Genomic DNA, 19,273 nt, shown 5'->3' with positions numbered 1-19,273 from the left:
TATGTTTGCCTGGGTAACCTTACTGACGCAACCGGATTATCTGGTGGGCGTGAAAGCGCTGCACCGTTCACTGATGCAAAGTAAAACGCGCTGGCCACTGGTGGTCATGGCAACCGATGCCATTGATGCACAAGACTGCGCCGCACTGGAAGATGAAGGCTGTGTGATCCATCGTGTTGACGGACTTTATCCGCACAGCGATCTGAACGCGCACTATGCGTCTGAACGCTTCGGGGAAGTCTGGACCAAACTGCGTGCATGGCAGTTGACCGATTATCAGCGTGTCGTGTTTCTGGATGCCGATATGCTGGTCTTACAGAACATGGATGAACTGTTCTCACTGGATCTCGGTGACAACTTTCTTGCCGCCTGTCATGCCTGCCGTTGCAATCCCAACCAGATCGACGCCTATCCTGACAACTGGCAACCCGAGTTCTGTCACTATACTTGGCAGGAACGTGAGGAGTCGCCACCCGCGCATGTGGATGACTACCTCAACGGCGGCTTTCTGGTACTGAAGCCCGATAACGGCGTGTTTGAAAAACTGGAAGCCCGCATTGCGGCTATCGATGACCTGAGCGAGTACACCTTTTCCGAGCAGGATTTGCTGAACGAGGCCTTTAAAGGCCAGTGGATGCCGCTCTCTTATGTTTACAACGCCCTGAAAACGCTTCGTTTCCAGCATGACAAACTGTGGGAATGTGACGACGTCAAGAACCTGCATTACATTCTGGATAAGCCGTGGCAGCGCGATCTGTCTCAGCCTGTCAGTCAGCGCGATCGCTACTATGCGATGGACAAGCTGTGGTGGGATAAAGCGTCAGCCTGATCAACGCTGACCGGCCCCGACAGGATGCTCGGGGCCGACTTTATGTTGTGCAGTCATAAGTATGATGTAACTAAGACCTATACCGCCTTCCAGCGTCTTTCTGCTGCCGACAGGGCTATCGCCTCCAGCACCTTCTGCACCTGCAATCCTTCTGCAAAATCTGGCCACATGCGGTCGCCCGCAGCGATACCATTAATCAAATCGCGAATTTCTACCGTTTTCTGATCGTTAAAGCCGATGCCATGGCCTGCCGATACGCAGAAGTTAGCATAGTCCGGATGCGCAGGCCCGGTTAGCAGCGTTTTGAAGCCCTGCCGCCCTGCCGGTTCATCATGGATATAGAGCTCAAGTTCCGCCATGCGCTCCTGGGTATAACGCAGCGTGCCTTTGGTGCCGGTCACGACATAGGTCAGCCCCATCTTGGCGCCGCAGGCGATGCGCGAGGTTTCAATTACGCCGTGCGCGCCATTGTGAAAGCGCAGCAAGGCGCTGGCCTGGTCTTCATTTTCTACCGGCAGCTGACGGCTCAGGTCTTTTGGGTCCGGACGGGTTTTAATCACCGTCATCATATCCCCACTGACTTCAGCAATGTTGCCTACGAGGTAGTGCGCCATATTGACAATGTGCGCGGCCAGATCGCCCAGTGCACCTAACCCGGCCAGCGCTTTCTGGCAGTGCCAGTCGAGCGGCGTTTCCGGCTTCGCCAGGTAGTCTTCATTATGGGTGCCATAAAAATGCACCACCTCACCGATTTCGCCCCGCGCAATGATTTCTTTTGCCAGCTGGCTGGTAGGATTCTTCATGTAATTGAAGCCCACCAGGGTTTTAACCCCTGCCGCATTGGCCGCCTCTACCATCTCCTGCGCATCGGCCACCGTCAGAGACAGCGGCTTTTCAGAATAAACGTGCTTGCCGTTGGCAATGGCAGCCAGCGCCATCTCTTTGTGCAGGAAATTGGGCGCGCAGATGTCTACGACGTCAATATTCGGGTCGCATACCAGCGAATGCCAGTCACCCGTGGAGCGGGAAAAGCCAAAGGTGGCGGCCTGCTTTGCCGCCAGTTCGGGATTAACCTCTGCCAGCATCTCACGCACGATCGCCCCTTTTAACGCAAACACCGCCGGTGCCTGGGCATAGGCGATCGCATGGCAGCGACCGATATAACCGCTACCGATCATGCCGATTCTGACTTTATTCATTTTGACTCCGGGCTGACAGAGAAAGGATTAAATGAAATTTAAATTCCATTTAAAGGTATTTCAAACTAAAAATGAAATAACTGTGACGAACCTAAAGAACATTCGTGCAACGAGGCCTTTCAGAGTCGTTAAGAAATGGAACAGAGATTCTGTTTATTGAATAAAAGGTGCATTTTGCGGCCATTTTTGGCGGTCACAAAGCAGAGCGGAACGGCTGAACAGCGGGAGTTGGCGAGTATTTCAGCAATTAGACAGTTTTGTGAAAAAGAGCTTTGACAAGCCTGCGGGACGTCGATAATATGCGCCCCGTTCAAACGATTCCTCTGTAGTTCAGTCGGTAGAACGGCGGACTGTTAATCCGTATGTCACTGGTTCGAGTCCAGTCAGAGGAGCCAAATTTTAAGAGCCCGCTCAGGGAAACCCGAGCGGGCTTTTTGTTTTTTATTTTACCCACTAGCGCTGACAGACGTCAGGTAGAAGAAGACGGCAAGTTGTGCTGGATGCTAACCGGGCTGGCGCGCAGGGCTTTTATATTTAACCAGGCGTTGCTACCTGCGTGCGGCAAAAGATGAAGATCGTCCTTAAGGCGATTTTGGGCCTGCGCTTCCCCTTTATGACTTATCGATCCGCAGCACAATACATCCCAGGCTAATTTCTGCCGTCACCCGCGTGCCGGTTTCAAATCCGACTTCCCGCAGCCATTTACCACTTATATTTAGCGCAGGTGTGCTGGTATCGCCAAAATTAGGCACATAGCCGACTTTGTATCGACGCTGGGTTTTAAAAGATACTGAGACAGGTGCAGCGTCAGAAGGTCTTAAGTTCATAGTCATTTGCAAGCTCCTGGTAAAGAGGATGATTCCATGATAAGAGGTGCCCGTTTCAACGGTGATGGGCTGACCGCGTTGTGAACGTCTGCTTATACTAAACCCGCGTCCGCGTACCTCATAACTTACTGCGTCCTTACCGCGCACCTTAGTGTGCTCTCACACAGCGCACGTGATAATGATGCGTCGCAAAGCTGACGAGGTTTAAAAGACGCAGGCTCGCATGATATCGCCGGGAAAGTTTTCGCTGCAGACGTCCCGGCACTGGGTTTTGCAAGTGCCCGTAAACGATAGCGTTTTTGACGCCTGCCAACAAGCCAGACTCTGGAAGCCTCCTCGCATAACGCTAAAAATAGCCCCCTTTCTGCACGATCCCCTGCCGCCGTCCTGTGCCTTTAATAACCCCAGCGATCGTGCCAGTGCGCGCTGTAAGGACAGTGCTTAACGACGCAGTGCCATGAGCAGTGAATTTCTGATTGACGTAAGGATGTGAAAATCCCTTCCCCACAGCGCGGCGGTTTTTTGGTTTGCCCATCGACACGTTACACGCGATGGAAGGCCTGCGTCTGACTCTTCGCCCCGGTACTGTGCCTGAGCGGGTGGGCAAACTGGTTAGCGGAAAAACGCCTCAACTCCCACTGGGCTGGGTCGATTTTGCCCTGGCGCAGACGGTGTAACCTGGAGGCCGGACTCGACACCCGTATTCATGGTCGTTGCATATGAGGGGTAATCGGAACCGCAGGTCCGCCAAACAAGCAGCGGCCGACCCTGAGAAATTCACCTCAGGGCGCTGTACAGCCTGTCATTTTATTAGGAAAAATAGCGGATTATGGGAATTTTAAGTTGATAAGAGTACTGTACTGCGTGCGTGACAGACTTAGCGGTGATTGGTTTCTGAAAAAAACTTTCACAAACGGGTTGCTGGTGCCATACAACTCGACACGCTTATATTCATTGTGAATAAACTGCTGCAGGATAGTCGCCATATCCTGCGCCTGGTCCGGTGTCATCGCGTTATGAGAGGCTACGGTTTGCTCAAAGCTGAGTGGTATGCGCATTTCCGTATCAGGTTTAAAATTGGCACGTTTACGCTCAGCTTCCACTTTAAACTCTTCAAAGGCTTCGTGTGTTGAATTGAATGTATCAGCCAGCGTTTTGATATGTGCAGCCATCTGGTTAACAGCAAACGTTCTTTTTGTGACGAAATAGCCGCCTACACTCGAAGCAATGGACGCAATAACAGGAAGAGAACCACGCCCAATAATACTTCCCAGACCATTTAAGGCTGACCATAAGGCCATACCTGTCGCGCCAGTAGAGCTGGCTACAGCACCTGTCACAATCATACTCGCCTGCTGTACTTTTACGCCCGCAATACGATTATCCAGGCGACGAATCTCCCCGCCCGGCTTTCTATGCGACGCAGACTCTTCATTCCAGCTTTTGAAGCGGCGGTTATTTTCATCTTTATAATTCGACATCGCATAGGCAATCTGGCTTGTTTCCGTTTTACTGAGCTGGGCGATTTCTTTTGGCTCAAACGATCTGACTAAAATCAGGGCTTCTTCAAGCACCTCTTTTGTCAGAAAATTAGCGGAACCCGCAGGGTTAGAACCAGGGTCCGTAGTAAGGCCCTCAATAAGGTTAACTTTGGGAAATGCCATAACGCCCTCTCTGTTTGATGCCGCCTGACGAAGTGATTAGCTTTCTTTATTTTGTTTAATATCCCAGCCCATCTGCACCGAGGCTGCTTTACTTCCCTGAGAAGCCTGCTCCCAGTATTCCAGTGCCACTTTGCTGGCCTGAAATGCGTATTGCATCCCCAGCGTGGAGGCGTGACCGACTCCGGTAAAGTCAGTCTGTGTCACCAATACATCTTGCAGCGTGATACGGGTGTACTCCACTTCCTGTCCGCCCGCTTTACAGACAGACAGTTGAACTTTTGGCAGATGTTTACCGGTGGCGCAATATTTCACTAACGCAGGCGTGGCTTTATCGATCAATGCCTCAACGCTTAGATCATGATAATTAACTTTCCCTGCTCCACCGCCGCCGCCAACAGCCATATTGCCTGGCTGATGCGCTCCCCAGTTAAATGACAGGACATCAATCCATTTTTTATGATTCGCATTTTGCGATTCACCTTCGATTCCATCTATTTTTAAAAATATATCAATAGCCATTTTTCACCTTTATATTTCAGGGCAGATTCACTCAGCTCTCTTTATTTTGTTTAATATCCCAACCGGCTTTGGTTTCCGCGCCTTTGGTGCCGCTTGCGCTTTGTTCCCAATAGCTGGTTGAAACTTTGGATGCCTGAAAAGCGTAGTCAACCACAATAGTGTCACTTTGCCCGATACCGTTGAAATTGGTCGCGGTAACCAGAACATCTTCTAATACGATTTTGGAATACTCGACCTGGCTTCCACCGGCTTTACAGACGGACAGTTCAACTTTTGAAACATGCTTTCCGCTGGAACAGTATTTAAGGATAGCAGGCGTGGATTTATCGATTAACGCTTTAACACGCAGATCATTGAAATTCACTTTCCCTGCGCCGCCACCGCCTCCCACCGCCATATTGCCGGGTTGTGAAGCCCCCCAGTCAAATGACAGCACGTCGGTCCATCCTTTATGGTTGCTGTCCTGGGATTCTCCTGTGGTACCTTCAACTTTCAAATAAATATCGATCGCCATTAATTTTTTCCGATTACGTTGTGATGAGGATAAAACGGGCGTTGCAATCCGTTATGTTCAGTAGGTTTCGACAGAATTTAGTGCCATTTGATATTAAAAAATATAAAGCAGCATGCAATGACTGTCGTAGCGTGCGAACAAGAAATAAAAAGACGCCTGCGTGTTTTACGCAGTGAAAATGAATATGTCAGGATATCTAAAATAGAGGTATCCTTTTGAAGATCTTGATACATTAATAAAATTAACATGACTTCATGTCAATTAATTTACAACGCACGCTAATTTATTGGGATAAATCTGAAAGCAAATATTATCGAAAGGTTATCGTTTCAGGAGGTAATAGTTTTAACCAAAACGCGGCACTGCCATCGACCTAATCGGCAGGCGTTGGGAGCGCGAGGGCTGCAGAAGTGGGGTGATTATTGAATAAAAAAAACCCACGCAACCAGTGCTGCGTGGGGTTATCAATCGGCTGGAACCAATCAGGGCTTAACGCCAGCCCAGCTCCGGAGCCACATACTTCAGAATCGATTCTATGACGTGCGCATTGTAATCCACGCCCAGCTGATTCGGCACGGTCAGCAGCAAAGTATCGGCTTCAGCTATTGCTTCATCCTCTGCCAACAGCTTGATCAGTTTTTCCGGTTCGGCGGCATAGCTGCGGCCGAAAATGGCGCGGGTTTTCTCATCCAGAAAGCCCACTGAATCCTGATCCTGTCCACTGCGGCCAAAGTAAGCCCGGTCCATATCATTTACCAGTGCAAAAATACTGCGGCTGACGGAAACCCGTGGCTCACGCTGGTGCCCTGCCGCTTTCCAGGCTTCACGATAGGCGCGAATCTGTTTAGCCTGCTGAATGTGGAACGGCTCGCCGGTTTCATCATCTTTCAGCGTCGAGCTTTGCAGGTTCATGCCCATCTTCGCCGCCCATACGGACGTAGCGTTGGAGCCGGAACCCCACCAGATGCGATCGCGCAAGCCTTCAGACAGCGGCTCCAGGCGCAGCAGGCCGGGTGGGTTCGGAAACATCGGCTGTGGATTGGGTTTGGCAAAACCTTCGCCACGCAGCGCATCCAGGAACACCTCGGTGTGACGACGGCCCATGTCGGCATCCGTCTCGCCTTCCTGCGGTGCGTAGCCAAAGTAGCGCCAGCCATCAATAACCTGTTCTGGTGAACCGCGGCTCAGTCCCAGTTGCAGGCGACCGTTAGAAATCAGATCGGCAGCACTCGCGTCTTCCACCATATAAAGCGGATTCTCATAGCGCATATCGATAACGCCGGTGCCTATTTCAATTTTTTTGGTGCGCGCGCCGACGGCTGCCAGCAGCGGAAACGGCGAGCTGAGCTGACGGGCAAAGTGATGCACACGAAAATACGCGCCGTCGGCGCCCAGTTCTTCTGCCGCCACGGCAAGATCGATAGACTGCAGCAATACGTCCTGAGCCGAACGGGTGGCTGACTGAGACGAAGGTGTCCAGTGGCCGAATGAGAGAAAACCAATATTTTTCATCTGTGACGTCTCCTGACGAAAGACGGTTGCTTTCGCGTTATAAACCGTAATGCACAAAGGGTACGCCAGCTTGTCCATCACTGATAGTGAATATCCTTAAGCGCTACGTTCAAGAATTTTGACATAAGGTTAGCCTGCCAGTCCCTATCCTGTTGGCGTTCAGGTTGTAATATTACTTGCGAGCGCGTTGGGTTTTGACGCATAACAGAAATTGCGGCGCTGTGTTAGGGCAGACGCTTTTCATACAAGGATATCGGATGCGCATTTTAATGGTGGGTGCCGGAGCAACCGGCGGATATTTTGGCGCACGGCTGGTACAGGCCGGGCAGGATGTGACCTTTCTTGTGCGTGAGCGCCGTCTCAGTCAATTACAAGAAACCGGCCTCGTGCTGCAAACCCCATCCGGACGCGAAGTCCTGCAACCGCAGTTAGTCACTGCTCCTGCGCTGAACAGCCCGTTTGACCTGATCATTCTGACCGTTAAAAGTACCGGCCTTGAGCAGGCGTTGCGCGATATGAATAACGCGGTCGGGCCAGAAACCCTGATTATGCCGATTCTCAACGGTATGCGGCATTTCGATACCCTGATTGCCCATTTTGGCGCAGACAAGGTGGTGGGCGGCCTGTGCAAAATTAACGCCACGCTTAACGAACAGGGCCACGTGGTGCAGCTCACGCCACTGCATCAGCTCTATTACGGTGCGCTGGATGGCCATAACGACGCACGGCTTCAGCAACTGGATGCGGCGCTACGCACCTGTGCGGTAGAGACGTTTTTTACCGAGGATATTATCAGTGAACTGTGGGAAAAATGGCTGCTGTTAAGCACGTTAGGCGCGGTCTGCTGCCTGGCGCGAGGTAACACGCAACAGGTGCTGAACGCTGAAGGCGGCGAGATGCTGCTTCAGGGCATTTACGCTGAGGTGCTTCAGGTTATTTGCGCCGAGGGTTATCACCCCCGCCCTGCCGTTACCGCCAAAATTTATCAGTGGCTGAACAATCCGGCCACGCCGATGACGTCTTCAATGTATCGTGATTTGACCCAGGGTTTCGCGATTGAAGCGGAGACCATCATTGGCGACCTGCTGTTGCGCGCCAACCGTCATAGTCTTACGGTGCCGCTGTTGAATGCGGTGAACGTTAACCTGCAAATCTATCAACAGAACCGTTAAACACGGAAGTGATGAGAAAGCAGCCGCGCCGTTGCAGGACGCGCGGGTAACGGAATTTTGTTACACTCGCTGCCTCATCTTATGGAGGAATAATGACGTCCCGCTCTGTGACCCTTGATGATGTTGCCCAACTGGCTGGCGTTTCCTATCAAACCGTTTCTCGTGTGCTTAACCGGTCTGAGCAGGTCTCCCCCCGCACCCGAGAAAAAGTTGAAGCGGCGATGCAACAACTTAACTATGTTCCCAACCGGGTCGCGCAGCAGCTGGCGGGAAAAGCCACCCGCACCCTGGGGCTGGCCACCAGCAATCTGGCCCTGATGGCACCGGCGCAAATTGCCTCGGCCATACAGCAGCGCGCCGCCAGAGCCGGATACCACCTGGTTATCGCCATGGACAGTGAAGACAACCCCGAAGCCACGGTGAATGAACTGATGGCCCAACGTGTTGATGCGGTGCTGATTAATATCCCTTTAGAGGCGGCTGAGGCAGAAAAAATCCGCGCGATGTGTGGCAAAAAACCCGTACTGTTTCTGGATGCCGATCCGCATGCTGTTGTCTCTCACTGCCAGTATTCAAACGAACAAGGGGCACGAGCCGCCGTGGCGCACCTGATTGCCCTTGGACACCGGCAAATCGGCCTGCTAAATGGCCCTGTGCGCTCGATATCGGCGCGTCAGCGCGAAGCCGTCTGGCGTCAGATACTGGCCGATCATCAGCTCACCCCCTGCTGCGTACTGCGCGGCGACTGGAGCGCAAAATCGGGCTATCAGGCCATGCTGACGCAGCTACCCGATGCCCTGCCCCAGGCGCTGTTAGTGGCGAATGACGAGATGGCGCTGGGCGCGATGCGAGCGCTGCATCAGCACGGCGTGGCGATCCCGGCCGATATTTCCATTGTGGGGTACGATGACACGGCGGAAAGTGCCTGGTATCAGCCCCCGCTCACCACCGTTCGTCAGGACCTTCAACAACTTGGCACCCACAGCGTTGATCGGGTGCTGGCCGAACTGCGCGGTGAGGCGGTGACGTCCCGCATACTGGAGCCGGTTCTGGTGATACGGGAAACCACCGCCGTACCCGCCAGTCAGGACCTGGACTTATCCGATCTGGCCCGTCAGCTGCAGCAGATTGCGCGTAAGCTCTCGGGTTAAGCGTTTTAGCCCGCCATGCGGGCGCAAAAAAGCCCGCCCAACCTGAAGGTTGCTGCGGGCCGGTGATATCGGTAACGGACGGTTTGCGCTACCGGCGCGCCATTATGGCGCTTTTGTCTCACCCACGCCCAGCGTCTTGAGCTTTTTAGACAGCTCACGGCGCTCTTTAGACAGGTCAGCATTTTTGATGATGTATTCATCAACGCGATCTTCATAGTCAGCACGCATGCTGGCGATGATTTCCTGAATCGCCTCAACGCTCATGCCGGGTTTAATGTATTCGCTCAGGTTATCCAGCAGCAGTACGCGCTTTTGGTTGTCACGAATTTTCTTCTCATTATCGACAATTTCACGCTGCAGTTTGTTCTTGCGGCGAAACGTACGCACAAACTCAAGTACGTCCTGAAATGATTGCTTGGCATTTTCCATGATGGCACCTTTCTTTAAGCCTGCTAAAGCAGGGAGAGAGTCAAAACGATCAGCTTAGCGGCTAGCCAGCCTTATGGGCAATTCTCACAGCTAAATTCGGACTGGCTCTTATCTTAGCGCAAAAAAACCGGGTTTCGCATTAAGTCATTGTCTGAGGTGATTATTTACGCAGCGCCAGACGCATCAAATCGGTCATGCGCTCCAGCTGCTTCGCCAGCTCCAGACTCAGCCAGACATAGCCATAAATCGGCGTTTCCTCCAGACGGTCGCTGCCGTCGGCGATCAACTGCTTAAGTTCTTTGACGATTTCTGTTAACTCATGGTTGGCAGCAATAATGTCATAGGTTTCCCCCTTCACCGCCATCACCGATAAGGTGCGTAACGCGTTTTCCGTCATCTGCTGGGTACGACGCAGCGCCGGCGCGTTCAGCATAATCAGATGGCTTTCCCGCGATGCCCACCAGGCATTAATTTGCATCTCAATGGTGTACACCATATTACGGTTAATGGTCTGAATCGCTTCAAACACCGAACGGGGAATGCGCGTTTCCTTACTGGACGGCTCCAGCAAAGCCCGCATTTTGATCACGCTGGTGAGCAGTTTACCAAACGGCTTGTTCAGTCGCGGCTTGTCCACCAGGTTGGCCGAAAACCCCGCATGATAGATTTTTGCCATCTCGCCCAGCGTATCCGAAAGTTGGATACGCCAGTGAATATACGCGCGTTGCGCCCAGACGGCGGTAAATATCAGCGCCAGCAGCGAGCCTAAAATCACATCGCCGCCGCGCCACATGGCAACGGTGAAATCCCCCATCGGCGCGCCCACCACCACGCAGAGCGTGATGCCAATCAACAACGCCATATAGGGATGTTTCCCCAGGGTCAGATAGCCGCTGATAAACATAATCAGCCCGCACCATGCCAGCATGCCCGGCAGCGAAATGATCTCCAGCTTGAGCGCGATTAATCCCGAAATGGAACCGGCAATCGTGCCACCAATGCGCTGAATGGCGCGGGGAAACACATTGCCCCACGTCGAGATCGGCCCCATGACGACCACCAGCGTAATCAGTGGCCAGGTGCCTTCGGGGATTTCAGTGATGCGGACAAATAAAAAAGCAAAGAGAAACGCGACCGCGATGCGCAGACCGTGCACGCTGCGGTAATGACGATACAACCAGAATTCCAGATTTGAGATGGGCTTATCAGAGCGCAAGGTGGCTGTCCGCTGGTAAAAAGGTGATTCTACGCGATGCGCCCTGTCAGTCCTGGCGCGCCGTCAATATTTTAGTGAATGCCTGAAGCAATGGGTCATTATCTCCGACCCGTGACCGTAAATCAGCAAAATTAACCGCTCAGGTGGCCAGACGGTCCTGAGGCAGGCGATCGCCCGGCACCTGCCCGACAGGCAGGTGCGCGTAGCGTGAGATTAAAACTTACGTTTCAGATAGTCAGAGAGGCGGCTAACTATGCCCGCTTCGTTTACAGCGCTGAGCGCCACCAGTGGATAACTGGCAATCTGCTTATCTTTGTCCATCACCTGGATTTCCCCAATGTTTTCATTGGCTTTCAGCGGCGCTTCCAGATCGGTACGCTGAATCACGTATTTGGCTTTGACGTTCGGGATTTCACTGCGCGGTAGCGACAGATAGACGTCCTCTGCCGTGCCCACTTCCACCTGGTGCGGATTACCATACCAGACATGCTCGCTGCCAATTTTCTTACCAGCATGGAACAGTTGCACCGTGTCGAAGGTATTCTGTCCCCAGACCAGCAGCTTGCGGGCCTGCTCTTCGCGCCCTTTGGCACTTTTACCGCCCATGATCACGGCAATCAGACGGTGCTGACCGACGACATTTGAAGCCACAATGTTGAACCCGGCCGTTTCGGTATGGCCCGTTTTCAGACCATCGACATGCAGGTTGTTATCCCACAGCAGGCCATTACGGTTGTTCTGGGTGATGCCATTCCAGGACAGGGTTTTCTCACGGTACATGGCATAGAAATCTGGCTCGCCGCTGATAATGGCGCGGGACAGTTTTGCCATGTCCCTCGCGCTGGAGAATTGTCCTGGTGCATCCAGACCGTGGACGGTTTCGAAATGGGTATTTGCCAGGCCCAGTTTCTCAACGTAGTGATTCATCAGCTTAACAAAATTGTCCTGGCTCCCGGCGACATAGTCGGCCAGCGCCACGCAGGCGTCATTGCCTGAGTCGATGATGACGCCACGGCTCAGGTCGCGCACAGTCAGCTTATCGCCTGGCTTAAGAAACATCAGCGAGGAACCTTTGAAGACCGGATTGCCCGCAGCCCAGGCATCTTTACCCACGGTGACCATATCGTCGCGGGTAATTTTCTTTTGATCGATCGCGCGATCGACCACATAACCGGTCATCAGTTTGGTCAGACTGGCAGGATTGCGGCGCTCGTCGGGATTGCCCGCGGTAAGAACCTGCCCCGTGGTGGCATCCATCAGCACCCATGACGCGGCATCAATCGCCGGTGGCGTCACGGGAAACGGCATATCGTCGGCCTGTGCCAGCGAAGCCCAAAAAACAGTTACGGTAATTAACAGACGCCTTTTCAACACTTCATCCTTAGTTGCGCAAATAAAACAGACGGGAACTGCCGGACGTTTTACGGCAAAAGCCTTAATAAGGTTTAAATAAATTGAAAAAAAATATGAACTGCTGCGCGCCGTTACGCAGCATTGCCCTGCACGGTTGTGCTGAAGCGCGCAGAAGACTATCCTGAACATTGATTTTTTGCAGACAGGACAGCGACGTGCCCGCCTCTGAATTAACTTTCTTGTTCCACGATTACGAAACCTTCGGCACCAGTCCATCCCTGGATCGTCCGGCGCAGTTTGCCGGTTTACGTACCGACAGCAACTTCAATCCGATTGGCGAGCCAGAGGTGTTCTATTGCCGTCCTCCGGATGATTACCTGCCCCAGCCCGAAGCGGTGATGATCACCGGCATTACGCCGCAAATTGCTGCCTCACGAGGCGTGAGCGAGGCCGAGTTTGCCGCCCGTATTCATGCCCTGTTCACCACAGAGCAAACCTGCGTGGTGGGCTACAACAACGTACGTTTTGACGATGAGGTGACGCGGAATATTTTTTACCGCAACTTCTACGATCCCTATGGCTGGAGCTGGCAGAACGGTAACTCCCGTTGGGATTTACTGGACGTGATGCGCGCCTGCTATGCGCTGCGGCCCGAAGGCATTAACTGGCCTGAAAATGAAGACGGCTTTCCCAGCTTCCGGCTGGAGCACCTGACCAAAGCCAACGGCGTGGCCCATGAAAACGCCCATGATGCGATGTCAGATGTGTACGCCACACTTGCCATGGCAAAACTGGTTAAAGAGAAACAGCCCAAACTGTTTGAGTTTTTGTTTACGCATCGCAACAAAAACAAACTCATTCAACTGGTCGACATCCCCCAAATGAAACCGCTGGTGCACGTTTCCGGTATGTTTGGCGCGGCGCGCGGCAATACCAGTTGGGTGGTGCCGCTCGCCTGGCATCCCGACAACCGTAATGCGCTCATCGTGGTGGATCTGGCCGGGGACATCACGCCGCTACTGGCGCTGGATGCCGACAGCCTGCGCGCGCGTCTGTATACGCGCAAAAGCGATCTCGGCGATCTGGCAGCCGTTCCCGTTAAGCTGGTACATATCAATAAGTGTCCCGTGCTGGCACCGGCGAATACCCTGCGACCAGAAGATGCTGAGCGTTTGGGTATCGATCGTCAGTTCAGCCTGGATAACCTGGCGACGCTGCGGCAGCATCCTGAGGTGCGTGAAAAACTGGTGGCGATCTTTGCCGATGCGGACCCCTTCACGCCGTCGGATGATGTCGACACCCAGCTCTATGATGGTTTCTTTAGCGATGCCGATCGGGCGGGCATGAACATTATTCGCCAGACAGCACCGGCGAATCTGCCCGCGCTGGACCTGACGTTTGACAGCCCACGCGTGGCTAAGCTGCTGTTTCGTTACCGGGCGCGTAATTTTCCGGGCACGCTGGATGATGCCGAGCAGCAGCGCTGGCTGCAGCATCGACGCGAGGTGCTGAACCCGGAGAAAGTGCAGTCCTTCCTGATGGAGCTGGAATCTCTGGCCAGCCTGCATGAAAGCGACCAGGAAAAAGTGGCACAGTTGAAAGCGCTGTATCGCTATGCGCAGGAACTGGTGTCCTGACGCTCAGACTGGCCGGGGAAAGCTAATCGCCTTTCCAGGCCTACGCATCAGATCACCCACCACAGCGCCCAGATCAGAGCAAAACCGCACAGCCCCATCAGGGTTGTCAGTACCGTCCAGGTTTTTAACCCATCCGCCACCGACAGGCCCAGATAGCGGGTCACCACCCAGAAGCCCGCATCGTTAACGTGAGACAGCCCAAGCCCACCGAAACAAATTGCCAGCGTCACCAGCACCCGATGCACATCATCAATGCCGGCGACGGCCTGCGTCAGTAAGCCACTGGTGGTGAGAATCGCGACGGTGGCCGATCCCTGAGAGGCGCGCAGCGCCAGTGACAGAATAAAGGCGGCAGGGATTAACGGCAGGTGCAGTGTTTCCAGCGCCAGGGCCAGCGCTTTACCTACGCCGGACTCAACCAGCACCTTACCAAAAGCGCCGCCCGCGCCCGCAACCAGAATCACGCTGGCCGATCCCGGAATCGCCCGTCCGGTCAGGTCTTCCAGCTTATCTTTGCTCCAGCCACGGCGGATGCCCAGTAGCCAGGCAGCCAGCCCTAATGCAATCAACAGCGCAACAGGCGGCGTGCCAATGACCGTCATCACTTTCCCCAGCAGGCTGTCTGGCGCCAGCAGTGAGTGCGACAACGTGCCCAGCACAATTAAAACAATGGGAATCACGATCAGGCCACAGATGGTCAATGCGCCCGGTGGGGCCGGCTCATTTTTCTTGATGGCACCTTCAGGCTTCGCCATCTGTAACTGTTCCAGCACCTCGACTGACAGATGATACTGACGGCGATTCATCACCCGGGCGACGTAATACCCTAAAATACCAACCGGGACAGAGATAAGAATCCCCAGCAGCATCAGCCAGCCCATATCGGTGTGCAAAATCGCTGCCGCCGCCGCCGCACCCGGATGGGTGGGCAATGCCACATGCACCGTTAACATCACCCCGGCCATCGGCAGGCCAAACTTTAAGGGAGAAACCCGTGCCACTTTGGTAAAGCCGTAGATCAACGGGATAACGATAATAAAGCCCACTTCAAAAAAGACCGGGATGCCCAGAATAAACGCCGCCATCGTCAGGGCGGCAACGGTCCGTTTCAGGCCCAGGGCTTTACTGAAGCGCTGGGCCAGCGACTCCGCTCCGCCGGAGGCTTCGATAATGGCCCCGAGCATGGCACCCAGCACAATAATAATGGTGATATGGCCCAGCAGCCCGCCCATGCCGCTGATAATCGTCTCCATGATTTTTTCAGCCGGGATACCGGTCGCTATCGCCACCAGCAGGCTGACAATCAGTAGCGCGATAAAGGGGTGCACTTTGGCTTTGATGACCAGCAGCAGCAGAATCACAATGCTGGCAGTCGCGATGGCTAACAGCAACGCAGTCGTCATGGTAAACCTCAGAGTAAATTATCTTTTTTAGGATTTTTGGCTACAGCTCAACCTGATGCTGGTGCGTATAAAAGACGACCAGAACTGCACCGGTGCTGACACACCGGTGTGATGTTTATCAATGCTTTAGCGGTTTTTTGCCCAGGGCGAGAACCAGTTCAGCCCCTGAACGGTGTCCCCGCGCGGGATATACTCACAGCCGATCCAGCCGTCATATCCCACCTCATCCAGTAAGCGGAACAGCCAGGGATAGTTGATCTCCCCTTCGTCCGGTTCGTGGCGGTCGGGGGCCGCGGCAATCTGCACGTGGCGGTAACGTCCCGCGTAATGGCGAATCAGATGGCTGAGGTTGCCGTCCACGATCTGGGCATGGAACAGATCAAGCTGAGTAAACACGTTGGGACGGTCGATCAGGTCGACCATCTCCAGCGTCTGATACTGGCTGGCATACAGATAGCGCGGTTTCGTCGTGGGATTTAACGCTTCGATTAATAGCCTGATGTTATGGGGTGCGAAGCGTTCTGCGGCGTAACGCATATTGCTGACAAAGGTGTCAACGTACTGCTGGCGATCCGCACCCGGCGGTACGGTGGCCGCCATGATATGCACCTGGGGACAGTCAAGCGCCAGCGCGTAGGCCAGTGCGCTGTCGATATCGGCCCGTGCCTCCGCTTCCCGGCCTGGGATAGCGCTGACGCCCCATTCGCCAGCCGCAACGTTGCCCGGTGCCGTATTGAACAGCACCAGCTTTAGGCCGTTGTCATCCAGCAGCGGTTTTAGCTGCTCAGCCGGATAATCATAAGGGAACAGAAACTCCACCGCCTCAAATCCGGCCTGTGCGGCGGCGGCAAAGCGCTGCAGGAACGGCACCTCGTTGAACTGGGTAGACAGGTTGGCTGCAAACTTTGGCATTATCGGCTCCTGAGTTCGGCGACGTCGTCAGCGCTGAGATAGCGGATGGCCCGATCGCCCAGAGTAAAGATCAGGCGCGCGGTCTCTTCCAGTTCTTCGGTATTGTCCGCGGCTTCCTGCAGAGATTTACCCACCACGACCGGGCCATGGTTAGCCAGCAAAAACGCACGATAGTGCGGTGCCAGCTGTGCCAGATCCTCCGCCAGTCGCACGTCACCGGGTTTGTAGTAAGGCACAACCGGCACATCGCCCACCCGCATCACCACGTAGGGCGTGAACGGGCGGATGCAGTTCTGGCTGTCCAGATTTTGCAGGCACGACAGCGCGGTCAGGTAGTGGCTGTGCAGATGAACGACCGCCTGGCAGTCTGGATTGTTCAGGTAGAGCGCCCGGTGAAAGGCGATTTCTTTTGAGGGTTTATCCCCGCCAAGCCATTCCCCCTGTAATGTGACCGTTGACAGACGGCTGGCATCCAGCGCTCCCAGGCAGGAGCCGGTGGGCGTTGCCAGCAGATTGCCGTCGTCCAGCAGCAGGGAAAGGTTGCCGGCTGACCCGGTGGCATAGCCGCGCTGGAAGAACGACGCACCGAGTTTGACCATCTCTTCACGGGCCTGTTGTTCAGTCATGGGGAAACTCCGTTTGCGCGCGACGGAAAAAGTGCTCGTTGCCAAAATTACCGGATTTGAGCGCCAGCGACAGCGGCTGCTGTATATCTCTGACCCAGGGAACACCCGGCGAGATCACCGGGCCAATATGAAACGCGGTGACGCCCAGGCTTTGGGCGACCACGCCCGAGGTTTCGCCGCCCGCGACAATAAAACGCTGCCAGCCGCGGGATTGCAGTTCCCGGGCCACCTGCGCAAACAGCTGCTCTACCGCTTCACTACTGCGCTGCGCGCCATATTGCTGTTGGATCGACTGCAGCTGTTGGGCCTCAGCGGTGGCAAATAACATCGGGGCCAGCGGTCCATCGCTATTTTCTGCGACCCAGTCACAAAGCACCTGTGCGTAATGTTCATCACTGAGACAACGCTCGACGCTGATCGCCTGGGTTGGTGCCTGCTGTTGATAGGCCGTGACCTGGCGATGAGTCATCTGTGAACAGGAGCCGGACAGCACGACGGCCCGCTCACCCTGCGGATAACCGGCACGCTGCGCCTGACGTTTATCGCCGCTGTCGCCTGACCACTGACGTGCCAGCCCAATCGCCAGCCCGGAGCCACCGGTGACCAGCCGTCTGTCCTGCAGCGCCTGGCCCTGTGCTAACAGATGCTGCTCACTGAGCGTATCAATCACCACATAGTTAACGCCCTGCTCGCGCAGTTGATCCAGCTGCTGCTTTATCGCCATGGCACCCTGATCCACGGTGGCGGCAGAAATGAGACCGGCTTTTCCCGTACTCTGACTTTCCATCAGCCGTAGCAGATTGCTGTCAGTCATTGGCGTGACCGGATGATGGCGCATGCCGGAGTCGGACAGCAGCTGTTCACCGACAAACAGATAGCCCTGATAAACGGTGCGACCGTTCACCGGCAGGGCCGGACAGATTACCGTTTGCGTCTCATTCAGCTCAGCCAGCAGCGCATCGGTGACCGGGCCAATATTGCCGCCGCGCGTGCTGTCGAAGGTGGAACAGTATTTGAAATAAAAACGTTCACAGCCTTGCTGTTGCAGCCAGCGCAGCGCGTTGAGCGACAGTGCCACCGCCTGATCAGCCGGACAGGAACGTGACTTAAGGCTGATCACAATGGCCTGCGCATCAGACGGCGCTTCCTCCTGAGGGATGCCGTTAAACTGAATCGTGGACAGGCCATTTTGCACCAGAAAGCTGGCAATGTCGGTTGCGCCGGTAAAGTCATCGGCAATCACACCTAAACGTATCATGCTTTCTCCTGGCGCTGCGGCAGCGTAATCCCGCTGAAGATTTTAATGACCGCGCTGTCATCCTCGCGCCCAAAACCAGCATTGCTGGCTTCGGTGAACATAGTGAGTGCAGTGGACGCCAGCGGCAGCGGGAAATGCAGGGCTTGCGCAGTATCGGCGACCAGATTCAGGTCTTTCACAAAGATGTCGACCGCTGAGGTTGGGCGGTAATCGCCGTCAACAACGTGGCGCATGCGGTTTTCAAACATCCATGAATTCCCTGCGGCATTGGTGACCACCTCATACATCGTATCCAGGGGAATCCCGGCGCGGGCGGCCAGCGCCATCGCTTCGGCCCCGACGGCAATATGCACGCCAGCCAGAAGCTGATGAATGATCTTGACCGTGGAACCCTGACCGATTTCGCTCCCGACGCGGTAAACCTTCGCCGCCACCGCGTCCAGCACCGGCTGCAACGCCGCAAACGCCGCATCGCTGCCTGACGCCATGACGGTCATGTCGCCTGTCGCGGCTTTGGCCGCACCGCCTGACACCGGCGCGTCCAGCATCAGCAGTTGATGGTCAGCCAGCCCTTGTTCGATTTGCTTTGCATCCTGCGCGGACAGGGTTGAGGAGACCATGACCACCGTGCCGGGTCGAAGCCTGGCAGCCAGTCCCTCTTCGCCAAACAGGATGGCGTTAACCTGCTTCGCGTTGACCACCAGCAGCAGCACGGCATCAAGCTGCTCAGCAAACGCGTGCGCTGAGGTCTGCGCATCGCGCGCGCCAGCCTGACGCAGTGTCTCCAGCGCCTGCGGATTCAGATCGACGCCCCACGTTGACAGCCCTGCCCGGATACACGACTGCGCCGCGCCCATTCCCATTGAACCTAAGCCTATGACACAGACTTGCGAAACTGGCATCGGTGGCCTCCGTTGTTAAATTAAGTGAACTTTTGATTTCTGTTGTTAATAGTGCCAATAAAGTGCGCACAAAAACGTGCCTTAATTCACATAAATTAACGAAAAGGGATGGACATTAAACATTTATTCACACTCGAAATGCGTCAGCCC

At 54.6% G+C, this 19,273-nt stretch carries 19 protein-coding genes and 1 tRNA gene; 6 read left to right on the top strand and 14 right to left on the bottom strand.

Translation table 11 applies throughout. The features are described 5' to 3' along the window. Position 1 precedes the first annotated feature (1 nt). Complete coding sequence (locus QNH99_RS08650) at positions 2–829, top strand: glycosyltransferase family 8 protein (protein WP_218995682.1); 828 nt, start codon at positions 2–4, stop codon at positions 827–829. 77 nt (positions 830–906) lie between these two features. Here the strand turns inward: QNH99_RS08650 and QNH99_RS08645 are convergent, their stop codons facing one another. Then, on the bottom strand, positions 907–2,028 hold the full coding sequence (locus QNH99_RS08645) for a Gfo/Idh/MocA family protein (protein WP_410517565.1): 1,122 nt from the start codon (positions 2,026–2,028) through the stop codon (positions 907–909). Between the two features lie 319 nt (positions 2,029–2,347). Between QNH99_RS08645 and QNH99_RS08640 the strand changes: the two genes are divergently transcribed. After that, a tRNA-Asn gene (locus QNH99_RS08640) sits at positions 2,348–2,423 on the top strand. Positions 2,424–2,639: 216 nt separating this feature from the next. Here the strand turns inward: QNH99_RS08640 and QNH99_RS08635 are convergent. After that, positions 2,640–2,861, bottom strand: coding sequence for a SymE family type I addiction module toxin (locus QNH99_RS08635; protein WP_063880122.1), 222 nt, complete (start codon positions 2,859–2,861; stop codon positions 2,640–2,642). A 521-nt stretch (positions 2,862–3,382) separates the two neighbouring features. On the opposite strand from QNH99_RS08635, the gene QNH99_RS08630 reads away from it, so the two are divergent. Next, on the top strand, positions 3,383–3,532 hold the full coding sequence (locus tag QNH99_RS08630; RefSeq protein WP_156506680.1) for a hypothetical protein: 150 nt from the start codon (positions 3,383–3,385) through the stop codon (positions 3,530–3,532). Positions 3,533–3,682: 150 nt separating this feature from the next. Here QNH99_RS08630 and QNH99_RS08625 read toward each other — a convergent pair whose 3' ends face one another. The 4 genes from QNH99_RS08625 to QNH99_RS08610 form a co-directional block, all read right to left on the bottom strand. After that, entirely contained in the window at positions 3,683–4,519 is an 837-nt protein-coding gene (locus tag QNH99_RS08625) for a hypothetical protein (protein WP_109717326.1), read from the bottom strand. Positions 4,520–4,555: 36 nt separating this feature from the next. Then, a complete protein-coding gene (locus tag QNH99_RS08620; protein ID WP_410517564.1) occupies positions 4,556–5,038 on the bottom strand; it encodes an Hcp family type VI secretion system effector in 483 nt (160 codons plus the stop codon). A gap of 31 nt (positions 5,039–5,069) precedes the next feature. Beyond that, complete coding sequence (locus QNH99_RS08615) at positions 5,070–5,552, bottom strand: Hcp family type VI secretion system effector (protein WP_063880125.1); 483 nt, start codon at positions 5,550–5,552, stop codon at positions 5,070–5,072. 489 nt (positions 5,553–6,041) lie between these two features. Continuing rightward, positions 6,042–7,064 carry an LLM class flavin-dependent oxidoreductase gene (locus QNH99_RS08610; RefSeq protein ID WP_063881209.1) on the bottom strand — a complete coding sequence of 341 codons (1,023 nt, stop codon included), beginning with the start codon at positions 7,062–7,064 and terminating at the stop codon, positions 6,042–6,044. 257 nt (positions 7,065–7,321) lie between these two features. Here QNH99_RS08610 and QNH99_RS08605 point away from each other — a divergent pair, with 257 nt between their 5' ends. Beyond that, positions 7,322–8,236 carry a ketopantoate reductase family protein gene (locus tag QNH99_RS08605; RefSeq protein ID WP_063880126.1) on the top strand — a complete coding sequence of 305 codons (915 nt, stop codon included), beginning with the start codon at positions 7,322–7,324 and terminating at the stop codon, positions 8,234–8,236. Between the two features lie 92 nt (positions 8,237–8,328). Further along, on the top strand, positions 8,329–9,387 hold the full coding sequence (locus tag QNH99_RS08600) for a LacI family DNA-binding transcriptional regulator (protein WP_410517562.1): 1,059 nt from the start codon (positions 8,329–8,331) through the stop codon (positions 9,385–9,387). Positions 9,388–9,489: 102 nt separating this feature from the next. On the opposite strand, the gene tmaR is transcribed toward QNH99_RS08600, so the two are convergent. The 3 genes from tmaR to dacD all read right to left on the bottom strand — a co-directional run bounded on the left by tmaR (position 9,490) and on the right by dacD (position 12,403). Then, positions 9,490–9,816 (bottom strand): PTS system regulator TmaR, encoded by a 327-nt coding sequence (gene tmaR / locus QNH99_RS08595; RefSeq protein WP_063880128.1) that lies wholly within the window; start codon positions 9,814–9,816, stop codon positions 9,490–9,492. A 160-nt stretch (positions 9,817–9,976) separates the two neighbouring features. Beyond that, positions 9,977–11,032 (bottom strand): FUSC family protein, encoded by a 1,056-nt coding sequence (locus QNH99_RS08590; RefSeq protein WP_109717329.1) that lies wholly within the window; start codon positions 11,030–11,032, stop codon positions 9,977–9,979. A gap of 213 nt (positions 11,033–11,245) precedes the next feature. Continuing rightward, entirely contained in the window at positions 11,246–12,403 is a 1,158-nt protein-coding gene (gene dacD / locus QNH99_RS08585) for a serine-type D-Ala-D-Ala carboxypeptidase DacD (protein WP_172823904.1), read from the bottom strand. A 197-nt stretch (positions 12,404–12,600) separates the two neighbouring features. Between dacD and sbcB the strand changes: the two genes are divergently transcribed. Continuing rightward, positions 12,601–14,022: an exodeoxyribonuclease I gene (gene sbcB, locus QNH99_RS08580; RefSeq protein WP_096010779.1), complete on the top strand. Its 1,422-nt coding sequence runs from the start codon at positions 12,601–12,603 to the stop codon at positions 14,020–14,022. Between the two features lie 47 nt (positions 14,023–14,069). Here sbcB and QNH99_RS08575 read toward each other — a convergent pair whose 3' ends face one another. The 5 genes from QNH99_RS08575 to ltnD form a co-directional block, all read right to left on the bottom strand. Continuing rightward, positions 14,070–15,425: a GntP family transporter gene (locus QNH99_RS08575; protein ID WP_410517561.1), complete on the bottom strand. Its 1,356-nt coding sequence runs from the start codon at positions 15,423–15,425 to the stop codon at positions 14,070–14,072. Between the two features lie 126 nt (positions 15,426–15,551). Beyond that, positions 15,552–16,337, bottom strand: coding sequence for an HPr family phosphocarrier protein (locus QNH99_RS08570; protein ID WP_241567642.1), 786 nt, complete (start codon positions 16,335–16,337; stop codon positions 15,552–15,554). Then, the gene (locus tag QNH99_RS08565) at positions 16,337–16,963 is read right to left on the bottom strand and encodes an aldolase (protein WP_241567643.1); all 627 of its coding nucleotides are present in this window, start codon (positions 16,961–16,963) and stop codon (positions 16,337–16,339) included. Before QNH99_RS08565 ends, QNH99_RS08570 begins: the two co-directional genes overlap by 1 nt. After that, positions 16,956–18,218, bottom strand: coding sequence for a 3-oxo-tetronate kinase (otnK, locus tag QNH99_RS08560; protein WP_410517664.1), 1,263 nt, complete (start codon positions 18,216–18,218; stop codon positions 16,956–16,958). Before otnK ends, QNH99_RS08565 begins: the two co-directional genes overlap by 8 nt. Further along, positions 18,218–19,123: an L-threonate dehydrogenase gene (gene ltnD, locus QNH99_RS08555; RefSeq protein WP_109717334.1), complete on the bottom strand. Its 906-nt coding sequence runs from the start codon at positions 19,121–19,123 to the stop codon at positions 18,218–18,220. The genes otnK and ltnD overlap by 1 nt, the downstream gene beginning before the upstream one ends. Between the last annotated feature and the right edge of the window lie 150 nt (positions 19,124–19,273).

The sequence above is a fragment of the Pantoea allii genome (assembly GCF_046529425.1).
GTDB lineage: Bacteria > Pseudomonadota > Gammaproteobacteria > Enterobacterales > Enterobacteriaceae > Pantoea > Pantoea allii.
This window is presented reverse-complemented; position numbering and strand designations above follow the sequence as displayed.

What these genes read in the sequence shown, in the direction of transcription:
- QNH99_RS08650 (WP_218995682.1), top strand. Translation starts at nt 2, where the DNA reads ATGTTTGCCTGGGTAACCTTACTGACGCAACCGGATTATCTGGTGGGC.
- QNH99_RS08645 (WP_410517565.1), bottom strand. Translation starts at nt 2,028, where the DNA reads ATGAATAAAGTCAGAATCGGCATGATCGGTAGCGGTTATATCGGTCGC.
- QNH99_RS08635 (WP_063880122.1), bottom strand. Translation starts at nt 2,861, where the DNA reads ATGACTATGAACTTAAGACCTTCTGACGCTGCACCTGTCTCAGTATCT.
- QNH99_RS08625 (WP_109717326.1), bottom strand. Translation starts at nt 4,519, where the DNA reads ATGGCATTTCCCAAAGTTAACCTTATTGAGGGCCTTACTACGGACCCT.
- QNH99_RS08620 (WP_410517564.1), bottom strand. Translation starts at nt 5,038, where the DNA reads ATGGCTATTGATATATTTTTAAAAATAGATGGAATCGAAGGTGAATCG.
- QNH99_RS08615 (WP_063880125.1), bottom strand. Translation starts at nt 5,552, where the DNA reads ATGGCGATCGATATTTATTTGAAAGTTGAAGGTACCACAGGAGAATCC.
- QNH99_RS08610 (WP_063881209.1), bottom strand. Translation starts at nt 7,064, where the DNA reads ATGAAAAATATTGGTTTTCTCTCATTCGGCCACTGGACACCTTCGTCT.
- QNH99_RS08605 (WP_063880126.1), top strand. Translation starts at nt 7,322, where the DNA reads ATGCGCATTTTAATGGTGGGTGCCGGAGCAACCGGCGGATATTTTGGC.
- QNH99_RS08600 (WP_410517562.1), top strand. Translation starts at nt 8,329, where the DNA reads ATGACGTCCCGCTCTGTGACCCTTGATGATGTTGCCCAACTGGCTGGC.
- tmaR (WP_063880128.1), bottom strand. Translation starts at nt 9,816, where the DNA reads ATGGAAAATGCCAAGCAATCATTTCAGGACGTACTTGAGTTTGTGCGT.
- QNH99_RS08575 (WP_410517561.1), bottom strand. Translation starts at nt 15,425, where the DNA reads ATGACGACTGCGTTGCTGTTAGCCATCGCGACTGCCAGCATTGTGATT.
- QNH99_RS08570 (WP_241567642.1), bottom strand. Translation starts at nt 16,337, where the DNA reads ATGCCAAAGTTTGCAGCCAACCTGTCTACCCAGTTCAACGAGGTGCCG.
- QNH99_RS08565 (WP_241567643.1), bottom strand. Translation starts at nt 16,963, where the DNA reads ATGACTGAACAACAGGCCCGTGAAGAGATGGTCAAACTCGGTGCGTCG.
- ltnD (WP_109717334.1), bottom strand. Translation starts at nt 19,123, where the DNA reads ATGCCAGTTTCGCAAGTCTGTGTCATAGGCTTAGGTTCAATGGGAATG.